12 protein-coding genes are annotated in these 22,923 nt (G+C 65.6%); 4 read left to right on the forward strand and 8 right to left on the reverse strand.

Annotation, left to right across the window (positions count from 1 at the left end; all coding sequences use genetic code 11):
- Window positions 1–21 precede the first annotated feature (21 nt).
- Complete coding sequence (locus ACFT2C_RS07590) at window positions 22–675, reverse strand: DedA family protein (RefSeq protein ID WP_377206422.1); 654 nt, start codon at window positions 673–675, stop codon at window positions 22–24.
- A gap of 129 nt (window positions 676–804) precedes the next feature.
- On the opposite strand from ACFT2C_RS07590, the gene ACFT2C_RS07595 reads away from it, so the two are divergent.
- From ACFT2C_RS07595 to ACFT2C_RS07605, 3 genes are read left to right on the forward strand one after another with little or no spacing between them, the layout of a single operon-like run.
- Window positions 805–1,539 carry a hypothetical protein gene (locus tag ACFT2C_RS07595; protein ID WP_377206558.1) on the forward strand — a complete coding sequence of 245 codons (735 nt, stop codon included), beginning with the start codon at window positions 805–807 and terminating at the stop codon, window positions 1,537–1,539.
- Window positions 1,445–2,041: a sensor histidine kinase gene (locus ACFT2C_RS07600; protein WP_377206553.1), complete on the forward strand. Its 597-nt coding sequence runs from the start codon at window positions 1,445–1,447 to the stop codon at window positions 2,039–2,041. The genes ACFT2C_RS07595 and ACFT2C_RS07600 overlap by 95 nt, the downstream gene beginning before the upstream one ends.
- Complete coding sequence (locus ACFT2C_RS07605; RefSeq protein WP_377206554.1) at window positions 2,041–2,670, forward strand: response regulator; 630 nt, start codon at window positions 2,041–2,043, stop codon at window positions 2,668–2,670. The genes ACFT2C_RS07600 and ACFT2C_RS07605 overlap by 1 nt, the downstream gene beginning before the upstream one ends.
- A gap of 432 nt (window positions 2,671–3,102) precedes the next feature.
- Here the strand turns inward: ACFT2C_RS07605 and ACFT2C_RS07610 are convergent, their stop codons facing one another.
- A complete protein-coding gene (locus ACFT2C_RS07610; RefSeq protein ID WP_377206423.1) occupies window positions 3,103–7,089 on the reverse strand; it encodes an NACHT domain-containing protein in 3,987 nt (1,328 codons plus the stop codon).
- Between the two features lie 726 nt (window positions 7,090–7,815).
- Between ACFT2C_RS07610 and ACFT2C_RS07615 the strand changes: the two genes are divergently transcribed.
- On the forward strand, window positions 7,816–8,400 hold the full coding sequence (locus ACFT2C_RS07615; RefSeq protein WP_377206424.1) for an NAD-dependent epimerase/dehydratase family protein: 585 nt from the start codon (window positions 7,816–7,818) through the stop codon (window positions 8,398–8,400).
- Between the two features lie 12 nt (window positions 8,401–8,412).
- On the opposite strand, the gene ACFT2C_RS07620 is transcribed toward ACFT2C_RS07615, so the two are convergent.
- The 6 genes from ACFT2C_RS07620 to drmD all read right to left on the reverse strand — a co-directional run bounded on the left by ACFT2C_RS07620 (window position 8,413) and on the right by drmD (window position 22,866).
- A complete protein-coding gene (locus tag ACFT2C_RS07620; protein ID WP_377206425.1) occupies window positions 8,413–8,646 on the reverse strand; it encodes a hypothetical protein in 234 nt (77 codons plus the stop codon).
- 277 nt (window positions 8,647–8,923) lie between these two features.
- On the reverse strand, window positions 8,924–9,631 hold the full coding sequence (gene drmC / locus ACFT2C_RS07625; protein ID WP_377206426.1) for a DISARM system phospholipase D-like protein DrmC: 708 nt from the start codon (window positions 9,629–9,631) through the stop codon (window positions 8,924–8,926).
- 13 nt (window positions 9,632–9,644) lie between these two features.
- Window positions 9,645–11,675, reverse strand: a complete 2,031-nt coding sequence (gene drmB / locus ACFT2C_RS07630) for a DrmB family protein (RefSeq protein ID WP_377206427.1) — start codon at window positions 11,673–11,675, stop codon at window positions 9,645–9,647.
- Entirely contained in the window at window positions 11,668–15,471 is a 3,804-nt protein-coding gene (drmA, locus tag ACFT2C_RS07635) for a DISARM system helicase DrmA (protein WP_377206428.1), read from the reverse strand. The genes drmB and drmA overlap by 8 nt, the downstream gene beginning before the upstream one ends.
- A 145-nt stretch (window positions 15,472–15,616) precedes the next feature.
- Window positions 15,617–19,684 (reverse strand): Eco57I restriction-modification methylase domain-containing protein, encoded by a 4,068-nt coding sequence (locus ACFT2C_RS07640; RefSeq protein WP_377206429.1) that lies wholly within the window; start codon window positions 19,682–19,684, stop codon window positions 15,617–15,619.
- Window positions 19,681–22,866 (reverse strand): DISARM system SNF2-like helicase DrmD, encoded by a 3,186-nt coding sequence (gene drmD, locus ACFT2C_RS07645; RefSeq protein WP_377206430.1) that lies wholly within the window; start codon window positions 22,864–22,866, stop codon window positions 19,681–19,683. The genes ACFT2C_RS07640 and drmD overlap by 4 nt, the downstream gene beginning before the upstream one ends.
- Between the last annotated feature and the right edge of the window lie 57 nt (window positions 22,867–22,923).

Consider the following 22,923-nt stretch of genomic DNA (forward strand, 5'->3'; position numbering starts at 1 on the left):
GTTAGATCGGGCGGTTCGTCCTCAGCGCTTCCGCACGTGCCGTGGCGTGTCCTGGTCCTGGCGGCCCCGGAGCGTCTTCACGAGCCACCAGACGACGAGCAGCGCCACGACCACGATGACGACGTTCTGGAACACGCCGACGCTCTCCTCGACGATGTGCCACTGGTCCCCCAGCAGGTAGCCGGCGCCGACCAGGATCGTGTTCCACACGCCGGAGCCGAGCGTCGTGAACGCGAGGAATCGCCAGATCGGCATGCGCTCCACGCCGGCGGGGATCGAGATGAGGCTGCGCACGATCGGGATGACGCGGCCGACGAGCACCGCCCAGTCCCCGTGCCGGTTGAACCAGGTCTCGGCCTTGTCGACGTCCTCCAGCTTCACCAGGGGCATGCGGTCCACAATGCTGCGCAGGCGGTCGCGGCCCAGCCACGCGCCCAGCCCGTAGAGGAGGAGGGCGCCGACCACGGACCCCGCCGTCGTCCAGACCAGGACCTGCCACAGGACCAGCGAACCCTGCGAGGCCGTGAACCCGGCCAGCGGCAGGATCACCTCGCTGGGCAAGGGCGGGAACAGGTTCTCGAGGGCGATCGCTACGCCAGCGCCCGGTGCGCCGAGGGTCTCCATGAGCCCGATGGCCCAGTCGGCGACGGTCGTGGCGAAGCTTTGTGTCGTCATGGGCCCTACGCTATTCGGCCGCGAGGGGGTGGGCGGACTGCGGTCCTCCCCAGGTCGCGGGGGTGCTCCGCAGGGCGGGGTGTGGTTTTCCGCAGTCCGTGTGGGTCTTGTCGTCTTTATCCTGGCGAGGTGGATCCCACTCCCGCCGTTGTGCGCAGCTCTCCTGTTCGCATGCTGTGGGGTGCTGGTCTCGGGGCGGTCGCGTGGCCGGTGGATGTGGTCCTTGCGGTGGTGGGCGTGGTGTCGTTGCGGCGTCGCGTGCCGCTCCGGGCCGTCTCCGCGGTGGTGGGGTTCCACGGCCGTCGCACCATGCGCTTCCTCGGGTGGGCCGACGACGGCGCCGCGCTCACCTCGTCGCGGGCCGCCGGGTATCTGGTGATGCGGGTGGGCGTGGGGCTGCTGGGGGTGCTGGTGCTGGGGTTGCTCGTGTACGGGCTGTTCGCGGTGGTGGCCGGGCTGGCGTCGTGGCTGTTCGACGTGCGGTTCACGGTTCTGGACCCCGACCAGAGCGAGGGGCTGACGACGGGGGCGCTGCTCGCGATGGTGCCGCTCGGCGGGGTGCTGCTGTACCTGGACCTGATGGGGCTGTTCGGCGTGGGGCGTGCTGGACCGGGGCGCTGCTGCGCGGTGGCTGGCGCCGAGCCGGAGCGAGCGCCTGGCGGCGCAGGTCGAGTCGCTGACCGTCAGCCGGGCGGAGCTGCTGGCCGCGCTGGATGCCGAGCGCGGGCGGATCGAGCGGGATCTGCACGACGGGGTGCAGCAGCGGGCGGTGGCGCTCGGGTTGTTGGTGAACCGGGCGCGGCGGGCTGTTGGTCCGGGGTCTGCTGGGGCTCTGTTGCTGGAGCAGGCTGGTCGGGAGGCTGAGCTGTTGGTGACGGACCTGCGGGATGTCGCGTGGCGGGTGCGGCCTACTGCGCTGGACACGCATGGGCTGGCGCCGGTGCTGGCGGAGCTGGTGTCGCGGGCTGCTCCGCCGACTGTGCTGGACTGGCCGGATCCGGTGCGACTGCCTGGTGAGGTAGAGACGACGGTGTACAACGTGGTGGCGGAGGCGCTGACCAACGTGGCGAAGCATTCTGGGGCTGGGAAGGCGTGCGTGTCGGTCGCGCTCGCTGGTCCCGTCGCTGGTCGAGCTTGTCGAGACCCGGAAGACGACGATATCCCCACCCCCGCTGGTCGAGCCCGTCGAGACCCCGATACCGTCCGCGTCGTGATCGCCGACGACGGCGTAGGCGGCGCTGCGCAACAACCCGGCCACGGCCTCGCCGGCCTAGCCGGCCGAGTAGCCGCCGCGGGCGGCACCCTCACGGTCGACAGCCCCACCGGCGGCCCGACCCGAATCGAGGTGACCCTCCCGTGCGCGTGATGCTCGCCGAGGACTCCGCCCTGCTCCGCGAGGGCATCCGCAGCCTCCTGACGGACGAGGGCCACGACGTCGTCGCCGCCTACGGCTCCGCCGACGGCCTGATGAAGCGGCTGGCGGCCGAGCGGCCCGACGTCGTCGTGCTGGACGTGCGGATGCCGCCCAACCACACCGACGAGGGCGTGCGGGCGGCCGTGGAGATCCGGGAGCGGTGGCCGGAGGTGGGGATCCTCGTGCTGTCGCAGTACGTCGAGCGCGAGTTCACGCAGGTGCTGCTCGGGGATGACGCGCGCGCCGTCGGGTACCTGCTCAAGGACCGGGTGATGGGCGTGGATGACTTTCTCGACGCGCTGGACCGGGTGCACGCCGGCGGGCTGGTGCTGGATCCGGATGTGGTGCGGCAGCTTTTTCGGGACACGTCGCATGCGCTCGGTGGGCTGACGGAGCGAGAGCGGGAGGTGCTGGGGCTGATGGCCGAGGGGCGGACGAATGCGGGGATCGCTGCGGCGTTGTATGTGTCGACGTCGGCGGTGGAGAAGCATTCGAACGCGATCTTCGACAAGCTGGGGTTGCTGGCCGAGGACGGGTACAACCGGCGTGTGTTGGCGATATTGCGGTGGTTGGAGTCGTGAAATGACCTTCGGCCGCAACCAGGTCCGCTCCCAGCGGGCCACGCCGTAGAGCTTCTCGACCTCCCACGGCCGGATCCTCTCCCCAAGGCTGGCCAACCAATGTGCGATCTCGCTGACGTGGAGCACAACGATATCGGAGGGCGCCTTCGTGCCCCGAGAAAAGTTGCTTGAGCCTGCGACGACCACAACTGGTGTTACGCCGTGCGGAGTCGAATGGGCCGCGTCGAGAAGTTCTTTGACCTTCCTGGCCACGGACCGGGTGGCTTGATGCGGCGTCACTCGCCTTCACGGCGGCTGGCCAGGTGCCAGGCCAGCAAATGCCTGCCGGTCCTGCCGGTGGCATATCCCGTGCCCAGACTCGCCGCCCACAGGTTTCCTGCATTCCCCTGCAGTCACGCATACCTATTGGATAGACCATCCCCAGAAGCCCTATTAGTACAACATCTCCCGCCCAGCAGCGAAGAAGAACTGTGAGGCAGTGTAAACGTCGGAGCGCGCTGCCAACTTGCTTGCCCGATAGCCCAGTGCCGACCGCTCCGCCACTGGAAGAAATACAAGTGCTTGCTGGAGAGCTCCGTATATTGAATCCCGATCACCGGACACGTCAGCGCCCATGCCGACGCCGATCTTCCCCAGGTCAGCATCCACGTCACCACGGGAGACCGCCTCCGCGCCCGTCGTAATGCACCGAACGAAAGAGACAAGTTCAGGTGAGCAGAACTTTAGTAGGCGCTGGACGTCCAGCGGCCACTCCCGAATAAGCCGGACGGCGGTGCCAACATCCAAGTGAATCGCTAGCCGCAAAAGCCCATCCTTCTCAGGAGCCGCCAGCCAGTCCGAAATACATTGGGAAGCGTGATACCCGAAGCTCTCGACTGATAGCCTCCTTCGACGTCCGAGCTCGTCGAGAGCGCTTATCGACGTTCTGGCCAAGAGTTCGTCCGTATCGAACAGCCCGAACCAAGACAACGGAGTATACCCGCCGACCCGATTTGTCAAGGAATCGATCGTAATCCGATCAATCAAGCGAAGTGCGTCAACGCTGGCCTCTCGGACATCTTCAGACTCGTAACTTCCAATTTCCGGCATCAATGTGTGGACGATGTTGCCCACAATGTTTGCGCAATAGGACCGGATCGCCGTCGCAGAGGAACTGTCACCCCAACTGTCGGCGAGATCGAGCAGCCGGTCCAGCGATCTCATCGTTGCATCGCGGTCCTCGTCCGAACTCGGGAAATGATAGACCAGATCCAGCGCTTCGAACGGAAGCGCGCCTTCCCTGATACCAGGCCATACTGGCAACCAATAGTCAATGCCAGACCTGGACCCCCTGGGCGCCGGCTCAAGGATATCGCCAAGGGCGGGCGCAGCGAACCATTTGGCTTCGGCTGCCTCCCAGTCAGACAGCTCCCCAAGTTCTCCTGCGTCGGCTGCGTCCGCCAACGCTGCGAGCACATTGCTGGGACTTGCCTCTCCAGCAAACCGCGCAGACTCCAAAGCGGCCGACAGGGGCCAACTAATTGTTGACCCCATTCTAAACACCCAACCAGTTCTGCCGATCGAGGCCAACTTACGCAAAGCGCTCGCCAAACTGGCTGCGGTGGGCGACACCTGAAAAGCGCCGATCGCACCGAACGCTTGCCATTCATCACCAGTAGGCAGCGCAGCAATCACGCGCTCCCAGATCGCGCGTCCGTGATTGAGCCGCCTGATGCCCGCATCTATCTGACGTGGGCCCCCCTCACGGAATAGCGGGCCACTGGGCCGGGCCTCGATCGCAAATGGTAAGGTCGTTGCGGCAAACGCATCGTACCAGGTTGAAGCAGAGCCGTCGTCGTTGCGGAAGGAGCCGCGAAACCGCCTAGATCCCCGCACTATCTCTATCGCGCCCGGGACGGACATTTCCGCGACCCTGGAAGAGATTGCACCCCGCAGGGAGTCCCACCGTTCAAATTCCACGGCGTTTGATATCGACACGAGGTTCGCCTCAGAAAACAATCCAATGGCCCGACCAAGGCTTACTCGAGCCCAGCTTATCCTTCGGTCCGCCAGCGCACCTAGCACCATTATGCGATTTGCGCTCGCCGCTTCATCCGCGAGATTCCAGGATTCTAGGCGCTCCAAAGCCAACGCTTCCACGGTTGGCGAGGTTGCGCACAGGTGTGCGATACCTTCCGCGTCTATGAGAGGTGGTATATCCAAGAGTGTCAACGCGCGTGCGGCGAGCAATCTTTCGTAACGCGGCTGGGTCTCGCATGCCCCGTCTTGTAGCACGCCTAGTGCAATTTCGGCTCCAGTGCGAGGTAGACCGGTAGATCCGGTGGCCAGATCGAGATACTCACAAAGGACAATGATCGAGTCCTTCAGCACATCTCGCTCGGCGAATATTTTCCCGGCCGCGAACAGAATAACGTTACGCCAATGTGGATGCGCAGCGACACTCTGCAAATGTTCCGGAATATCCCTCTCCGGCAACCCTATAATGAATTCTGCTGCCATAAACTCTTGAAGGCTGCGAATCTCAAACGCAATGGTATCTGCTCGAACTGAGGCTAAGAATACGAGTCGATCCGTCGCTAGCGACGCGAACTTTGCCGTCAAATTGACGGCAGACTGCTCGTCGTAGCCTTGATCGCGGAGCCGAGCTTTGATCAGGTCGTTCAGGTCATCCTTCGAAAGAGCGCTCGAAGTCTCCCCGGCCTCGGCGCTCCTTTCCTGCAGCAGGAATCCGACCCGTCGATGGATGTGATCAATGTCGTTCTCATGGCGTCGCAGCAACTCAGCGAGCTCACCCTCCTTCTGCTGCTCTCGCTGAAAGATCACGCGGTAGTACGAGTTGAACAGGCGCCACCGATCTCGCGGCGCTTGCCCGAGTCGCTCAAGGAGAACTACCATGATCGTGACCTGCAACGGAGAACCTAGTAGCCGTGAAGTGGCGCTGTCTTGTGCCGCCCGTTCGAACTTCGCTATAAGGTCGGCGGATCGTTCCGAATGAGCCCCTGACCGCAGTGCAATGAAAGACGAGGCGAATCTGACTGCAGCATCGGATTCCAGTGGCGTAAGCACGAGGTGTTCATACTGGTTCGGGTCGAATTCGTGGCTATACCCCTGTGGCCGTGTCGTTGCTATCGTCACCACGTCGCCACCCAGTTGGGTCGCATCGAAGAAGAAGTCTCGAATGGACTCGAGCACTTGATCGCGATTGCTGCTCGGCGGCACCTCATCCAGGCCGTCAATGAGCAGGAGCCAAGGGTACTCCTTTAGCCAATAGCGCATTTCGGAAGCGTCAACCACCACACTGCCTCTGCTACTAACCTGGCTGGCGATAAATTCAAGGAGGGTTGGACTGGAACCCGAATTTAGTGCATCGGCCAACTTCGTCATCACAATGCGAATTGGCCAACGGCGATTATTGGGAGGAGCGACCCCAAGTTTCGCAAGACTAGAGTTGATCGATTCGATCGCCGGTGCAATATCGGCTTCAGCAGCGAGGCGCGTTCCTTTGAGGAGACTCGCACGATACACGAGAGCCAGGTACTGCGTGACTGTGCTCTTGCCTTGACCCGGACCGCCGAGAAGTACGGTTCTGCGTTGCGACTCATGTGCCCGAGTGTCGCTATATGAAGCGTCTGCTTTCCCGATGAGGAGCGGTATCGCACCTTGCGTGTTGCGAACTTCCTCGATTTCCCATTCTTCCGTCTCTTCTTCGACGGACCTATCCGTTGCGACCGGGACATCGGTGAAGACTTCCGCGACCGTCATGGGTGTATCAGCTGCACTCCCGGCCTGCGTTAGATTCAGGGCGTTGTCATCCAGAAGAGTGCGTGCTGCGTGCGCATATAGGGCATTTTTAAGTTCCACGCGGCGATGTTCAGATGTATCCAGCAGCCTCGCCAGAACATCTCCGGGAGTTGTAAATGCCGCAAACGATCGGCGAATGTCTTGATTCCGGTCGAGACTAACCCTTATGTCGTCATAGTGCCAGATGCGGAATCCCTTGATCCCCAACTCGCTCTCACGAATCATGCCTTCGACCAAGCGGTTTGCTTCGTCGATGCCGGCGTCAGGATGAGCAGAGAGTCGCACGTTCGTAGCTAACAGATAGAATTCCGGTACACGGTGGCGATTTCCGTCTGGCTTTTTCCACAGACTTAGTTCTTTTTCCATTTCCGACTTGAACCACTTAAGGTTGTCGGATACCGATTTGATATCACGGCGGGCCTTCGCTTGGAGAACGCCATAGCCATCCCAAAGGGCACCAGCCGCCTGCGCTGGCGCTGGGCCATCCCAGGACGCTTCGCGACCACCGTCCGGCCCGTCTCCGAACGTTCCGACTAGTGGCCCTAGCGCTTCACGCGCCAGAGCCTGCACGAGATGCTCGAACTCTCTGGGGCCCAGCCTATGCAGGTCATAGTCCACGCGCTGATCTTGCCCGCGAACACGCACAGATTCAATCGTTGTGCCCTACCTTGTCATAATTTCGCCCTGTCCGATCGTATTTGCTCTACACACCCGTCCGGTGTAGTGGCCACCTGCCACTTCGCATCGCCCCAGCAGATGCTGGAGTTTCGTGCGACGTAGCAGAGGTGCTGCCGAGCGACGATCCGTCCGGTGCGGATGCCCGACACGGGTGCCAGAGGTCCTGTTCGAACCGGTAGCCCATCCAACTGGCCCGGCCACCAAGGCCCGAGCCTCCGTCACGACAGGGCACTGACTGCGGTCACGCTAGGCGCGGAACCAGCCCGGCATGCTTTCCGCTCGACGTATGACGGATCAGGCTCGGTTGGCAACAGGAATGACGCTGTGGCTAGTACTACAGCCGTAGATCGGGCCGGTGGGCTGCGGTGATGCTGCCTTCGTGTCGTTGGTAGTGGGCTCGTTGGGCGCGGTGCTGGTGGCGTCGTCGCCATCGGGACCAGGCCAGGACCCTCTCGATACCCCGAGCCAGCGTCTGGCGCGATCCCGCTCTGACGCTGCAATCCAGGCGCCGCGTGGCCTCCCGCGCGACGCTCACGGAGACGCCCAAGGGCGGGAGCAAGAAGCGGCGCGTCGACTTCCCTAGACCATGACCGATCTGATGGACCGGTTCTACGCGCTGGACGCATGACACAGACACGCATGCGGCCCGTCCCATAGGGTCATCCGGTGCGCATATTCCTCGCCGGGGCGACCGGCGTGATCGGGTCCCGGCTGCTGCCCCTGCTCCTCGCTACGGGCCATGACGTCACGGGGACCACGCGTTCCCCCGAGCGCGCGGGCATGATCGAGAAGGCCGGCGGCAGTCCGGTCGTCGTGGACGTGTACGACGTCGACGCGCTCACCACCGCCGTCGTCGCGTCCCGGCCGGACCTGGTGATGCACCAGCTCACCGACCTGCCCGACGATCCCGCCGAGATCCCGGAGCGGGCTGCCGCGAACGCGCGCATCCGGACCGAAGGAACGGCCAATCTGCTTGCGGCCGCGCGGGCCGCGGGCGGGGCGCGGATGCTTGCGCAGTCCATCGCGTGGACGCCACCCGGGCGAGCCGACGCCGTCGCCTGGCACGAGGCAGCCGTGCTGGACGCGGACGGGGTCGTGGTTCGTTACGGGCAGCTCTACGGTCCGGGGACGTACTACGAGACGGAGCCGCCCGCGCACCCGCGGATCCAGGTGGACGACGCCGCTCGGCGGACGGTTCCGCTGCTGGAGGCTGCTTCGGGGGTTGTCGTGCTGGCCGATCCGGAGGACTGACCTGGCTGCCCGTCATGTCAGGCAGTACGCCGCTCCCGTGGCGGCCGCGAAGGGGACGAAGCCATCGTCCCTGCCGGAGGCGAGCAGCATGGTGAGGCTCCGGCCGTCGTCGCGCCGGTAGGCGTAGGTGACGTAGCCGAGCAGCTGCCCGCCGTGTCCCCAGAGCTGGCCGCCGCACGGCAGGTCGAAGCGTTCCAGGCCGGGTCCGTAGTGGAAGCCCATGCCGATCGGGACGGTGGTGCGCATCTGCGCAGGGACTTCTCGCTGATCAGGCTCCCGCCGAGGAGCGCGTCGAAGAAGACCTGCAGGTCGCGGGGCGTGGAGACCATCTCTCCGGCCGCCCAGTCCAGGGAGACGTTCTGCTCGGTGACATCTACGCTCCGGCCGTCCGTCATGTTGGCGGTCGCCTGGATGGCAGGTTCCGGGAGCGATGAATCCGAGACTGGGAATGATGTGCCGGTCAGCATCAGCTTCAGGAGAATCCTGTGCTTGATCACGTCGCTGCACGGAGTAAGGCCTGTCTTCAGGCTCCGATGGGCTCGTAGAGCACGTCCTCCGCGTCCCGCATCTCCCGCTCCACCCGGTCTGCAAGGCTCGGGTCATCGATGCGCACGCCGAGCTCGATGTTCCCGTACTCGGCGCTCCACGAGAAGTTCGCGCTCGTGACGACCACGAACCGGTGGTCCACCGAGAGGAACTTCGCGTGGTTCCGGACCGGCCTGCCGTCGAAGTCCCGGGTCCGAAACGCCTCCCCCGGCGCCAGCCACTCCGCAACCTCACCGGCGGAGGGACCAGATCCTCCTGCGCTCGCACCGGCATCGACGTACACCCGCACCCCAACCCCCGGCCGTCGCGAGGCTGCCCGCAGTGCGCCCCACATTCCCGAGGACCGCTGGAAGTTGAACGTCGAGCACACCACCGACTCCCGAGCGCCTTCGACGAGCGGCACCAAGGAAGTCGTCAGTCCACCGCCGCCGGCCAGGTGGCCGGGCATGGTCCAGAGCGTCTCAACGCGTCGCGTCACCGAGTGGGCACCCTCAACGCCCCGTAGGACCGCGGCGAGCAGCTCACGGTCCGCCCGCAACCCGGCACCTGTTACAAGATCCAGGGCGTGCGACCGACGCCCCAGGTCCACCATCGCGAACGCCGACGGCACAGACTCCTCGTCCTCGAGCGCCGTTGCAACGAGCCGCGCCTCGGTGCCCGTCAGGAGGGCACCAAGTGCGCGCATGGCCTCGCCCCGCTCAGCCGAAGAAGCCAAGGCCCGCTGCCCCAGGGAGGTCCACAAGGAACCGTCGGTCCAGGAACCGATTCGCACGCTCGCATGACGTCTCCGACGCCATGGCGCACGTGTGGCAGGCCGCGCCGTGCAGGAAGTCCTCGGGGTCCTTTGGTGTCCGCTGTGCGCACACCGGGTCCGACGAGCACCGCTTCGCCCGCTCCAGAGCACGCTTCGTCACCCGCCAAAGTTGGTCGGGCCTAGAAAGCTGCACCAGCCCGCCAAGGGTTCCGTCGGAGTCCGAGGCCGTCGTGATGATCATCAGCCCAGCGGCGGCCGGCCGGTCTTCGGTCGGCTTCCATGCGTAGATCCGCTCGGACAATGACGCCGCCGAGTACCCGGAGTACATCGCCATCTCGCGGATCAGCACGTGCGACAGCGTGTGCAGCAGCCAGTACCTCGGGGGCAGCAGACGAGTGTCGGGGTCAACGTCCTTCGACGTCTCCGAGTACCTCGCGTTGAAGTTCCGTTCGTTGGCAGCCCGGTGGGCCTCCCACAGCTCGGTCGCCTCGACCTTCGTTTCCCACCGCCCGACGGCGCCCTCGTCGAGTTGCAGGTAGATGCCCTCGCCGCGGTCCTCGGTCGCGACTGCCCACGTGGGACCGCCGGTTCGGGTGAGCGGCGCAATGCGGGCGGGCATGTCGTTCGCCCGCTCCATCTCGTCGATCCGCGTGAAGCCGACCACGGCGTTCACCTTCCGCAGTCGGTCGATCGATAGCACCCGCGACACTGACCGCTTCTCCAGCTCCGCGTGGACGTCCTGCTTCGTCAGCGCGAGCCCGCTCTTCTTGTCGGCCTCGTGCTGTGGTCCGAGCGGGTCCTGCAGCAGGTGATTCCACTCCGGGACGAGCAGTTCGATCGGGTCCCATTTCTCCAGCGCCTCGTACACCTCCTCCTCGGTCGGCTCGGGCGTCAGTGCCTGTTCCACCGCCGTGCGGAGCTGTTCGTCCGACCATGCAGCGAGCTCGGAGTCCTCGTCCTCCAGGAACTCACGGATTCGGTCAAGCCTGTCCTGGTACTTCTCAACCCGCTTGTGCCCTGCCACCGCAACGAGCGCACACCCGAACCCGTTGGCAACGACGCCAGCCGATTCGGACTCCGGCATGACCACGATCGACTGCGTCGCCGCGAACCAGAGGTTCGACGCGCCAAGCAGCATCAGCCGCGAGGCGTTCTTGCAGCCCTTGGAGTCGAACATGCCGAGGTGCGGGTGCCGCCCACGGCAACGCGGCAGCTTGTCCCGACCAGCCTCACCCTGTGCGGCGTTCATCGGCCGCGACTGACCGCAAGCGCCGCAGTGCACGGTTGCCGACGCGCCCTTACCAACCGTGCGCTCGGTCATCTTCAACGGTGCCTGCTCGACGCCCGCAGGGCAGGGCCCACCCTCGTGAACCCACCAGTCGTACGGGAACTCGTCCACATGGCCGTCAGGGCACGCCAAGAGGAACCGGGCGGGGACAGCCTGCCGAGCGACCTTGCTGGGCTTTCCGCGGTGCCCCGGGCATTTCGGATGCTCGAAGCGAGCCATGTCAGGTCGAAACGGGTTGGTGTTGACGTAGTCGAACCGCGTCAGCGGAGCCAGGAGGTCACAACCCGTGCACCGCAGCCACTGCGGGAATACCCTCGATGGCACTCCGAGGTCGTCTCCCTCCTTGGATGCCTGGTTTCGCTTCGGCGCCCATGGAAACGGCCTCAGTTCCTGGACACCGAACTGTCCTGGAAAGCGTCGAACAGCATCAAGCAGGCGTGGAGCATAGACCGTCGGGATGCTTCCACGACGCGCCCAGACCCGGTCCCAGTCATCGAGCCCAGCCGGCATCACCGTGAAGTGCGGCAGGTCCATGATGGCGCCAGGACCGTAGTTGTAGAGCAGGTTCGACGGTCGTGCCGAACCCACCTTGGCGCGGTTCTTGGTCGCCTTCTGAGAGTCAGCGGCATCGAGGTCGCCAAGTGGATCGAGGACGTCGCCCACAGGTCCATCAAGGACGTCAGTCATCTACCCCACCGTTCGTATCACTGGGTGCCGCCATCACCCATTCGGGTGGCGCCATGTACAGCTCCGTCGCCATCAGCTTTTCCTTGATCGGGCTCACGAGCAGGTTGATTTCCGGCTGCACCTCACGCATCGAGTTGGCCACCGTGAACGGCACGCTGTCGATGCCGTGGCCAGCTTGCGAGTTCTCCGGCGAGAGCAGGAGCGCACTCTGCTTGGACTCGTCGCGCACGCGCTCGTAGACGAGTTCGTGCTGCTTCTTCGCCACGATCTTGCGACGTGCCAGCCACTGCCCCAGCCGGTTCTTGAGCCGCTCGGAGACCTCGTGCGCGGCGGCCTCTCCCCCCGCGACAGCAGCTCGGGCAACGATGCGCTCGATCAGGTCCTCGACCCGCGGCACGGCGTCGTCGATTCGGTTGGCCGATCTCTCCGACGAGAGCCCGTCCTCGCGGGGCGCGTCCAGCACCCGTGCCGCGCTAACCAGCACGCCGTCGAGTGACCGCTCCAGCGACGTCAGCGAGTACGGCGTCACCGAGAGCGGTTCAACCTGGGAATAGAACGTCTCGTGGTAGTGCCGGAACTGTTCGAAGTGGGCCAAGTCGCGGGGGCGCGCCCAGTTCCCGAGAGTTACCACCAGTCCCGGTCGGCCGGCGTCAAGTCCCGGTCGACCCGCGTCACGGCCAACACGAGAGGACGCCTGGATGTACTCCGCTGTGTTCTTCGGCTGCCCCACCATCAGCATGAGGCCGAGCCGGGTCACGTCGACGCCCACCTGGAGCATCGACGTGGCCAGCACGACGTCGAACGGGTTCACGTCCCGATACTCGACGGTCTCCCCGGCTTTGCGTTTCTCACCGAGTGCCTGGCGGCCTGCGGACGAGTCGGCTCCCACGTCGAACCCCACGGCCATGTGGTCCAGCGTGGCGGTAATTTCACTGCTCGCCACGCGCGACGTCAGCTCGGCTACGTTCAAGGATCCGTACGCGGTGCCGAATCTCGTCGGGAAGTACTTCCCGGGCCGCTTCTTGCGGATTGCCGTCTGCACATCGTCCGCGACGTACCGTGCCATGCCGGCCAGCTCGCGGGTGGCATTGAAGTAGCCCACGAGTGTCATGTACGGGTCGGCAGCCTTGCCCGCTCGGTCGATCAGCAGCTGCCCTGCCTGGAGCAGGTTGCTCGCGACGACGATCTCCGCCGCGGTCAGCCGAACACCCGTGGTGCTCACGCCCACGTACCGCCGCCCAGGCGTCTGAGGCGTCACCGGCAGCTCGCTGGAGAAGAACGTGTCGGCCACGTCCAGCACCTGCGGCGGGAACATCGTGACCTTGCGCCCGTACAGACCGCGGATCTGGTCGACGGCGTTTCGCACCGTCGCAGTGGACGCCACCACAAGGGGGCGCACCGGCGAACCAGAGGCGTCCTTCCACGTTGTGAGCACGTCGATCGCCATCTCGAACGCGCCAACGGCAGTGCCGAGCGCTCCGGTAATGAGGTGCAGCTCGTCCTGGATGATCAAGTCCGGAGGCCGCAACCGGTCCGCACGGCGTACGCGCGCCGACGGGTGGGTGTCTTTACGCGGATGCATCCCGCCCACCTGGACGTCGCACCCGTCGTAGTCCGGGTGCACGTAACCGTGCCGGTCGCAGCGCCGACCCACGTACCCGAACAGCGCCGCAGCCTCACCCTCGCGGGCCAGGCGCGCGAACTTGTCGACCGTGGCGATCACGAACGCCGGCGCCAGCCGGTAGATCTCCTCGTCGACCGTCAGGACAGGCAGCCCCTCACCGTCGCCCGCGCCCTCTGCGAACGGACAGTCGCCGAAGGCGTCCCCACAGAACACGAGAACCCGCCGCGTCACCGGGTCGCCCTTGATGTGCTTGGCGCCCTCGATCGGTGTGCCGCACCACGGGCAGCGCTGTAGCTGCAGCACCGTGAGGCCGTACTTGCTGTTCAGCTCGTTGGCCTTCTTGAGCTGCTCCTCTGCCTCCTTGTACCGCTTGGGCGATACCGACGTCCCGACCCACAGGCCGATCCGGAACGGCTTCTCGCCCCAAACCTCAGGTGCCCGGCGACGCTCCACCTCCGCTGCGCAGATCAACGCCGTCGCCCGCTGGAACTGCTGCGCCGTCAGGAGCCGCAGCGTGTAGCGCATGAGCACGGCGACACCGTCGCCGCCGTCGAGCTTGCCATCGACGCTCTCGACAACACCCTGCCGACGACGCACCGCGAACGTGAACGCCGCAAGGCCGAGGTATGCCTCGGTCTTGCCACCACCGGTGGGGAAGAACAGGAGCTCCGCGCTCGCGGCCTCGCCGGAGCGGCGTGGAAGCCCCGGCACCGCCAGGGCCTCGATCTGCATCAGCACGAAGGCGAGCTGGAAGGTGCGCCAGGAGTGGGCCTTCGGCCCGCCTTCCAGCACCTTCGCACGGGCTGCCGCAAGGTCCAACCCGGGCTCCTCCGCCCGCAGCGCCGCGACCTGGGACTGGACGCGCTGGTCGGCCATCACGCGGTTCATGAACCCAAAGCAGCGCAGCGCCTCCTCGTCGCCAAGTAGAAAGTCCAACCCGCGCTCGAGCTGCTTGGCGACCTTGCGTGCGTCCTGGATCGCGTCCTCCGCCACCTCGCGTAGGTGGTCGGGTAGGTCCGCCGCGACGGCGTCCTGGGACTCGAGCCACGCCCGGTATCCGGTCACGATCGGCCGCAGGCCCGCGTCGAGCTCAGCGGCCGACGCCGACGCCAGTCGCTCCATGTCCAGCAGCGCGCCTTCGATCTCCCGCGCCCGTGTCTGCGGGGTCTCCGAGACCGGGAGCCACCGAGTCCGAACCTGCGTTGCCCGACGCGCCCCCGGAGCCACCGTCCAGTCCACCGAGCAGGTCCGGCCGATCGCGAACTCCAGCCGGTCCCGGTACTGCAGCTGCAGCCGGGCCAGCTCGTTCTCGGAGTCCAGCGTCGAATCCTGCAGCACGTCGGTGACAGGCAAGAACACGTCCCTACCTTCCGCCTCTACGTGGATCTGCGTCTGGTACATCCACGCGTCCGTCGGGATCTTCCGCGGAGTCTCCCTGTCGTTGCACAGCGCGACCTCGACAATGCGGCAGCGCTCCGAGTCCACGACGTCGATCTGAAGCAGTACCTTCTCCTCGAGCCAGACCTTCTTCGTTTCACCAGGGATCAGCGAGCCGACCTCAACCGACTTCGCGTAGTCGTGCGTGGTGCGCACGTACCGGCGGATCTGCCTCCCGCTCTTCGTTACCTCGTCGGATACCTCCGCCCGGTACGTGCCCCAAGAGGCACGCACTGTCACGCGTTCCTGAGTCAATGCCACCTGGAACCGAAGCCCCATGGACGCGGGAATCATCAGCCCTTTGCGGATGGGGGCGTCCTCGACACCGTCGTCGTCCGCCGAGGCCGGGTCGTGGTCGGTGTTCGCCACCGGCACCCCACGCCCCTGGTCGGCCTCCTCGCCGGGGACGATGTCGTCGTCGGCGTCCTCCGCGTCGGCCTGCGTGACCGCACCCTTACCAACCAGCTTGGCCGGTGCAATCCGGCCCACCAGGTAGAGGGCATCAGGCTGGGCCTCGAGCACCTCGTCGTCGCCGTGAGCCGGCCCCAGGAGCTCCCGCTCAAGGATGTCTGAGAGGTTCTCCCGAACGGTCCATGAGTCCCACTCCCCCTTGGGGGCGTGGGAGAGCTCGTATTCGCGAGCGTCCTTAGGGAATCCCGATTCGGCGGTCGAGCCCGTCGAGACTCCGGTCACCTCGGTCATTCGTCCTCCGCCGGTGGTGAACTGGCTGGTCATCGTCACCGTACCTGGAGCTCGGCGTCCTCGGCGGGCGAACCGACCAGGCATCGGGAACTTCGGCCGCGTGATGCTGACGCGCTACCGCGCCACCTCCGTAACGGACTAGAGTTCCTGCAGCAACCCGACGAGACCTGACCGCGGTTCATCCGGCGGCACGAGAGTGGTTGAGTTCCAGAAGCCGGTCCAGGATCTCCACTCGGGCAGCTGGGCTCACTGTCCAGCGCTCCATCTGACGGTAGGTGTGGAAGCCGTGGTCCAGCGGCACCGCCGGTAAGCCGTCGGAGCCGTCCCAGCCGTAGGCCGCCATGACCGCATGATCCAGCTCGACGTGGATCTGGCGCAGGCGCTCGACGTCGCGATCTCCGCAGTCCTCCGGGTCGTTGACCCGGTTGTAGAGCTTGGTCAGACCCAGATCGAGCCGCAGCATCGTCTCGCGGCGCTCGGTGTCGAGCATCCTGCCGATCTCAGCGAGGCGGTCGGTAGGTGCTGGACGGGGAAACGTCTCGAAGACATCCGACGGCGTATAGACAGGGTCGACGCGCATGGAAGAGCCGAAGCAAATCGCCCAGGTCTGATGAACGTTCGACGACAAGACCGCCTGCAGGTTATAAGAACCAGATGCAAAGACAACGAGCTTGTGGGTGAATATTTGGCCCGTGGGCACCCGCACCGGCATCAAACCCTTGCTTGTCTGCACAAGCACGAGCACCTCGTCGAAGTTTTCAATGGTGCGCCGGAGCTTGGGCCGCTTCTCCGCATACTGCCACCAGTAGTCCCGGTAGACCTTACGATTGTTCGCCATCCGCTCCGGCTTCACTCGGTCAAGCACTCGCGCAAAAGGTGCCTCGTATTTCGCGGACTCGACCTCGCTGCGGTCGTTGAAATCGATCACCCACCTCGACGCCGAGCAATCAGGGTTCCCGTATAGATTCGTCCCGCCCAGCAGCGGGCGCAGTACCTCGGCGTTGCGCGGATCGTCGGCGATCCATTGCTGGGCCTCGTCCGGCTCAAGCACGAACCCCATGCCGAGCACGTAGCATCCGATGAAACCGAGGTCAGCGTTCTCGACCAGCCGCATCGGGTTTCCGGTCGCCCGCCCCGCTGGTTCCAGGAGCGTCGAGATCGCCTGCACCGTCACGCCATCTGACACTCGCTGGACACTGTCGGGCACCAGGCCAACGCTCCCCCACACCGCCGCATACTCCAGGTTGGCGGACTGTGCTGGCCACGACCGCGACTGGATCGCGCGCGTGATCGTCAGCCCCGACTCCACCATGCGGTCGAGCCCCACCTGGCGCGTGTCACCTTGCGCGATGGTGTTGGTCGCGATCAGGCCGAGCGTTCCATGCGGCGACAGCAGCGACTGAACGCGCAGGAAGAAGTAACCCACCAGGTCAGCGCTGCCGCGAGCGCCGTCGGCTAGGACGTTGACGAACCAGTCGCGGACATTGGTGCCCATTGCGCCGGTCAACTTCTGTCCACCGAGGAACGGCGGGTTGCCGATGATCGCGTCGAAGCCGCCATGAGACTCGGAGCCGCCCAAGACGTCGGGCACGGCGAGGGCCCAGTGGAGGGGCTTCCAGCGGTCGTAGTCGGTGACGGCATCGGGGGTAAGGCCTGCGTTGATGACGCGGTCAAGCATCGCAGAGTCGCCTACTCCGTCGGCCAGGAACGCCCGGTCCACCGCGATCCGCAGGTCGTCGTAGGCCTCGTTGAGCTTCTTGCCGGGTTTACCACCGTGACGCAGCCCGGCAGCGATGACTCCGTCGGCCACCTTGCTCAAGGTGGCGGAGCGTTCGTGGATGCGGTCAAGCAGACGGCGCTTGGCCTTGGCCGAGCGGGCGGGGTCGCTCTCCTCGATCGGGCTGGCGAGGTCGCGTCGGGCCTCGATGACATCGTGGATCACACTGCCGACGTCGAGCATCTCGATCCCGGTGGCTTCCGAGCCTTCGCCGAACAGCGCGCCGGTGGAGAACCCCATCATGGCGTCGCCGTGGCCGGTGAAGGTCTTTGCCTGCGTGGGGTCGATGTGCAGCGCATCGAGCTGCCTGATGTCGGTGACGCCGAGCAGGGAGTTGCCGTGCAGCACCTTGTCGTCCACGAAGGAGAACGGCTGGCCAGGGTCCAGTGACACGAGCCAGAGCGAGAGTTTGCACATCTCGACGGCCATGCCGTTAATGTCGGCCCCGTACAGACAGCCGGCTACGACCTGGCGCCGGGCGCGGATCTCCAGCTGGTGCGGGGTGCCGGTGGCAATCCCTTCTGCGTGCCAGGCCTCGACCAGCTTGCCAGCCAGATACTCGGCCGCAGCGACGAGGAACGCACCGGATCCACACGCGATGTCAGCGACCTTGAGGTCGAGGATCTTGTTCCAGCGGATAAGCCGCCATTGATCACGGTCGGCCGTCTGGTGTGGACCGGGCGAGTAGACGAGCGGCTCCAGTGCGTGCAGCACCACTTCCTGAGCCAGCGACTTCGGCGTGTAGTGGGCGCCCGAGTTCGCCCGCGAGGGCGTCTCAACCACGGCGAGGCCGCCGGGCTGGATCACAATGGGCCGGTCGCGCAAGTCTCGGCGGATGATGCCGACGTAGGGGCGCAGACGTGCCAGCAGTTCCTCATCGCGAGTCACCGCGAGGAGGGCGCGCTCGGCGTCGTCGGGCAGGGTGACTAGGGCCTTCTTCAGAGCGGTACCGCTCCTCGCCTTCGCGCCGGACTGGTTCTTCTTCAGCCAGTCAAGCAGGGCCGTGATGAAGCGAGCGTCGTCGCCCGTCTCCTCGTACAAGTCGTCCAGAAGGCCGAGCGGGACCTCGGGTTCTTCGCCGTCCTTGCCGACCAAGCCAACCGTAACCTCGGTGACGTCCTCGGCGGTGTAGCCGAGCAGGCCCTCATAGATGTAGCCGATCTGCTCCACGTCGATGTCGCGGAACGAGATGCGGCGCCGCTCGTTGCCGACGGTGGCGTACTGCACCGACTTGAGGACCTCGAGCATCACGCGGTCGCTGGCGGTCACCGAAAGGGCACCGTCGCCGGACACCGTGGTCAGGAACGCGAAGCGTTCCGCGTCGAAGAGCGAGCCGCCGTAGGCGGGGAGCCGCATGTCCTCGGTGCTGACGCCCGAGTACAACGCCTGCGAGGTCGCCAGAAGGCGGTGCCAGGTGTGGTGCGTGCCGTCCAGGGCCTCAGCATTCTCATCCTGGAAACGAGCCTCCAGCACGTCGAGCTGGTCGCTGATGCCGTAGCCCTCGGTGAACAGAGCGCTCTGCGGCATCATCGAGCGTTCCTCGGCGAAGAGGAGGAACACGACGCGCATCATCGCGGTGACGGCGCCCTCGTAGACCTGGTGCCGATCGGCGGGCAACGGATCGGGTCGGCCGGCATCGCGGGCGTCGATCGCGGACTCGGAGAACGCGGAGACCAGGAGCTCGACAGCGCGGCGCACCTGGGTGCCCAGTGCGACCGTGATCTCCTCGGCCGCCGTGACGGACTCGCGGAACAAGGCGGGGAGGCGATCGGACTCCGCACCACCGAGCAGACGCTTCGGCTCGGTCAGCGCGAAGAACGCGTCGCGGACCGCACCCTCGTCGATCCACGTCTGGGAGTCGACGATCCCCGACGCAGTCATGACGTCGGTCTGCGCGGAGACGATGGCCCACCAGCGGCCGTCGGTCACAACGCCCACCGGGTGACCCGAGGCACGCAGAATCGCGTCCATGCGGTCGATCGGGTTGGCGGACCAAGCGTCGTCGTACGGGTCGCGCAACGACGACACGGGGTCCACCACGAGGACGAGCGCACCAACGTCCTGGCCCCGCACGAAGGCTCCCGTCGCCTCGACGGTCACAGCGTGGTCGGGTGACGCAGCGCGCGGGACGCCATCGGGCAGCGACGCCATGTCCCAGGTGAGGAAGTTGCCCCAGCCAGCCACGTCCTGAAGCACCGCGGTGACCCACTTGTCGCGAGCGCCACGGTAGCCCGCGAGGACGTTCTCGTCGCCGGGCTTGTTGAACCACTGGTCCCAGGCCCGGTCAATGTCGGGCTTGGCGTCGCGGAGCGCAGCCTTGGCGGACTCGGAGATCTGCCCGATCCCCTGAGGCCAGACGCGCTTGAGGGCGGGGACTGCGACGAACGGGCCCTCGCGGTCGACCAGCTCTAGCCAGCCGCGGTGGCGGTCGGTGACGCTGGTGAGGCGGCGCGTGTACGGACGGCTCATGTGAGGTCTCCCTGCTGAGCGTCTGCCGGGGTCAGCGCGAAGACGACGGCTGCGGCGGCGACGTACGGCTTGATATCGGTGTACCGCTCGCGGATACCCGCGATCTCGCGGGTCTCTTCGGCGTCGAGTTCGGCGAGGCGGTCCTCCATGGCGCGGATGTCGCGCTGGAACTGGCGCTTCTCCTCGTCCAGAGTGAATAGCGCTGCCGCCGACTCCTTCTCCATCTGGCGCAGGCGCGCCAATGACTCGGTGAGGTTGCGGCGGAAGGCCGCGAAGATCTCGCGGGCGCGGTTCACGTCGGCCTCTTCACGGTGCTTGAGGCTGTCAGTGACGGTCTGCTGCTTGCGTTCGGCGGCCTTGCGCATCGCGTCGTCAAGGCGGTCGCGCAGGCCGCGCTCGGGCGCGTTCCACTCGGCGGCGAGCTTCTCCCGAATCTCAGGCCCAGCAAGGGCAAGGTCACTGAGGTCAAGAGTCCGCTCGACGAGTGCCTCGGCCTTGGCCTCCGCGAGAACGCGGCCCTTCACGCGAATGCCGGCAAGGAAGACCTCCTCGTGCAGGCGCAGTCCTCCGCGCCCCACCAGGACCAGGCGGGCGACGGCAGCAACGCAGGACTGCTCAATGTCGTCGACCACCACGGCGGTCACGCGGTTCATCGAGGACTCTGCGCTGAACAGAGACGAGCGCAGGATGCGGCTGGCCTTCTGCATGAGTGCATGGCCGAGGTGGACGTGCACCACGTCATCGTTGACAGCTTCCAGGGCCGCCTCAGAGCTGAACGTGATCGGACGGTTGACGCCGGGAGCGAGGCGCGTCGACAGACCGCGCAGGGCGAGCTGCCAACTCTGGCCGAGACTGGGAACTTCGAAGACGGGCTCGTCAGTGTCCTCAGAACCGACCTCACGCAGGACGGGCTGGCTCGTCAGCGCCAGAGCCGTATCCAAAACGCGCCGGGAGTTGTCCGGCGTCAGGTGCATGCGTTCCTTGAGCGTGTCGTACTGGCTTGCCAGCCGGGTCAGGGCGCGGTTGAGCTCGGCCGAGCCGGCCATGACCTGGTTGACGGCGTCCTTGTCCTTGCTGATCGCACCCCGCGGCGCGACGTTGATGCGACCGAACTGATTCTGGATCTCGGCATCGATCACGGGGTTCACGGACCCGAGGTCGCCCTGGACCGTAGCGACCTTCTCCGCGATGCGACGCATGAAGTCCATGTCCTCGCGGAACGTGCCGCTCCCCCGCTCGGGGAGGAACTGCACGATCTCGGGGTTGTGGGTCTGGCCATAACGGTCGATGCGGCCAATGCGCTGTTCCAGGCGCGACGGGTTGAACGGCACATCAAAGTTCACCAGGCGGTGGCAGTGCTTCTGGAGGTCGATGCCCTCACCGGCGGCGTCGGTGGCCACCAGGACACGAATCTTCTCCTTGCTTGGGTCCGCGTTGAACCGAGCTCGAGTGAGTTCGCGCTGCTCGGTGTCCGTAGAGCCCTGGATCGTTGCCAAGCGCTCAGAGTCATATCCACGCTGACGCAGGTTCTCAACGATCCACTCGAGTGTGTCGGCGTACTCGGTGAAGATGACCACGCGCTCGTTGGTCCAGGTCGCCTTGTCCGGGCGGCAGATGCTGTTCAGCCAGCTGATCAGCGCACTCAGGCGAGAGTCGGGCTTTTGCGCGTACCCGATACCCCACTGGACCAAGCTCTCGATCTCTTCCTCGGTGGCGGTCACGAGCGGGTCGGTCGCCTTGGACTGGCGCAGGGCACTGAACTCAGGGTGCTCCGTCGCGCCCTCTTCCTCGTCCGACTGGCCGCTACCGAGAACTTCGGAGTAGTAGTCGTCCTCGTCGTCCTCCCACTCCGGAGTACCGCCGAACTGTGCCTCGCGGTAGCCGGCCAGGGTGGTGCCAAACGCATACGGGCTGGACAGGAAGCGCTTCTTCAGAAGCATCGAGACGATGTCGCCCGAGCGCTTCTTGCCGTTGGCACGCGCGCTGTCTTCGAGAATCTTGGTGAGGCGCTCGAACTGCTGCTGCTCAACCGCCGATGGCTCGAACGGGATCGTCGAGAGCTCGCGGGTCTTGAAGTTCTTGGCCTCGATGTCGCCCTTGAGGCGGCGCACCGTCACCTCCTTGAGCGCCTTCGGATCGACTGATGCACCGCGGCTGAAGCGACGGTTGTCGATCATCTCCAGCAGAGCGGTGAATGACTCGCTGTGCCCGTTATGGGGCGTTGCACTCAGGAACAGACGGTGCTCACAGGTCTTCGCGAGCTCACGAACCGCGACGGTGCGCTTCGAGTCAATCGCGTAACCGCGAGCCTGGCCGACGCTCGTCGGGCTCGACGGGGCGACGTGGTGGGCCTCGTCGACCACCAACATGTCGAAGGCATAGCGCCGGGCACTGTTGATCTTGCCCACGTTGGTCGTGGCCTCGCGCAGGAGGCGCTGAGCGCGCACCCCCGGTAGCCAGGCCATGCTGACTATCACGCGGGGAAACAGCCGGAACGGGTTGGCGTTCAGGCCGTGCGAACGACGCACCTGTGACATGAGGTCGCTGTTGACGATCACGAACTCCAGACCGAACTTCTCCCGCATCTCGTCCTGCCACTTCAGAGCCAGGGAGGGCGGGCAAACGATGACGACGCTCCGCGCACGGTGGCGGAGCAGCAGCTCCTGGACCACGAGGCCAGCCTCGATGGTCTTGCCGAGGCCGACGTCGTCTGCGAGAAGGAGGTTGGTTCGCGGCGCCTGGAGTGCACGACGCAACGGCTCGAGCTGGTAGGCCTCGACGTTCGCGCCCGAGCGGAACGGAGCCTGGAACTCGTCCGGGTTCGCCGAGGTGATGGCGCCCCAACGGACTGCGTCCACGAATGCGGCGAGGCGGTTCGGGTCGTCGAATTCCTCTGCGGTGATGCGGTCCGGAAGGCCTTGATCAGGAGCCACCGAGTGACCGACCTCGAGCTCCCAGACGACACGTAGCTCCTCGCCAAGACGGTCCTCGTCCAGGGACTGGAGCGCCACGACGTGGTTGCGTGTTGGGTGCGCCTCGTCCGCTGGGCTCCGCAGTAGGCCCTGCTCGCGGACATCCGCCACAGCCCATGTAGAACCACGGACCTGAACGATCTGGCCGGGCTCGGGAACAGGCGGCAGGCCCGTAGACGTGGATGGTCCCTGATCGGTGGCAACGGTCACGCCGTCGATGCTAGTTCGCCATGACCGTCGTGCGAGAGCAAAGCGCCTGGCGGGAGA

The sequence above is a fragment of the Promicromonospora sp. NPDC057138 genome, from assembly GCF_042670845.1.
Lineage (GTDB): Bacteria > Actinomycetota > Actinomycetes > Actinomycetales > Cellulomonadaceae > Promicromonospora.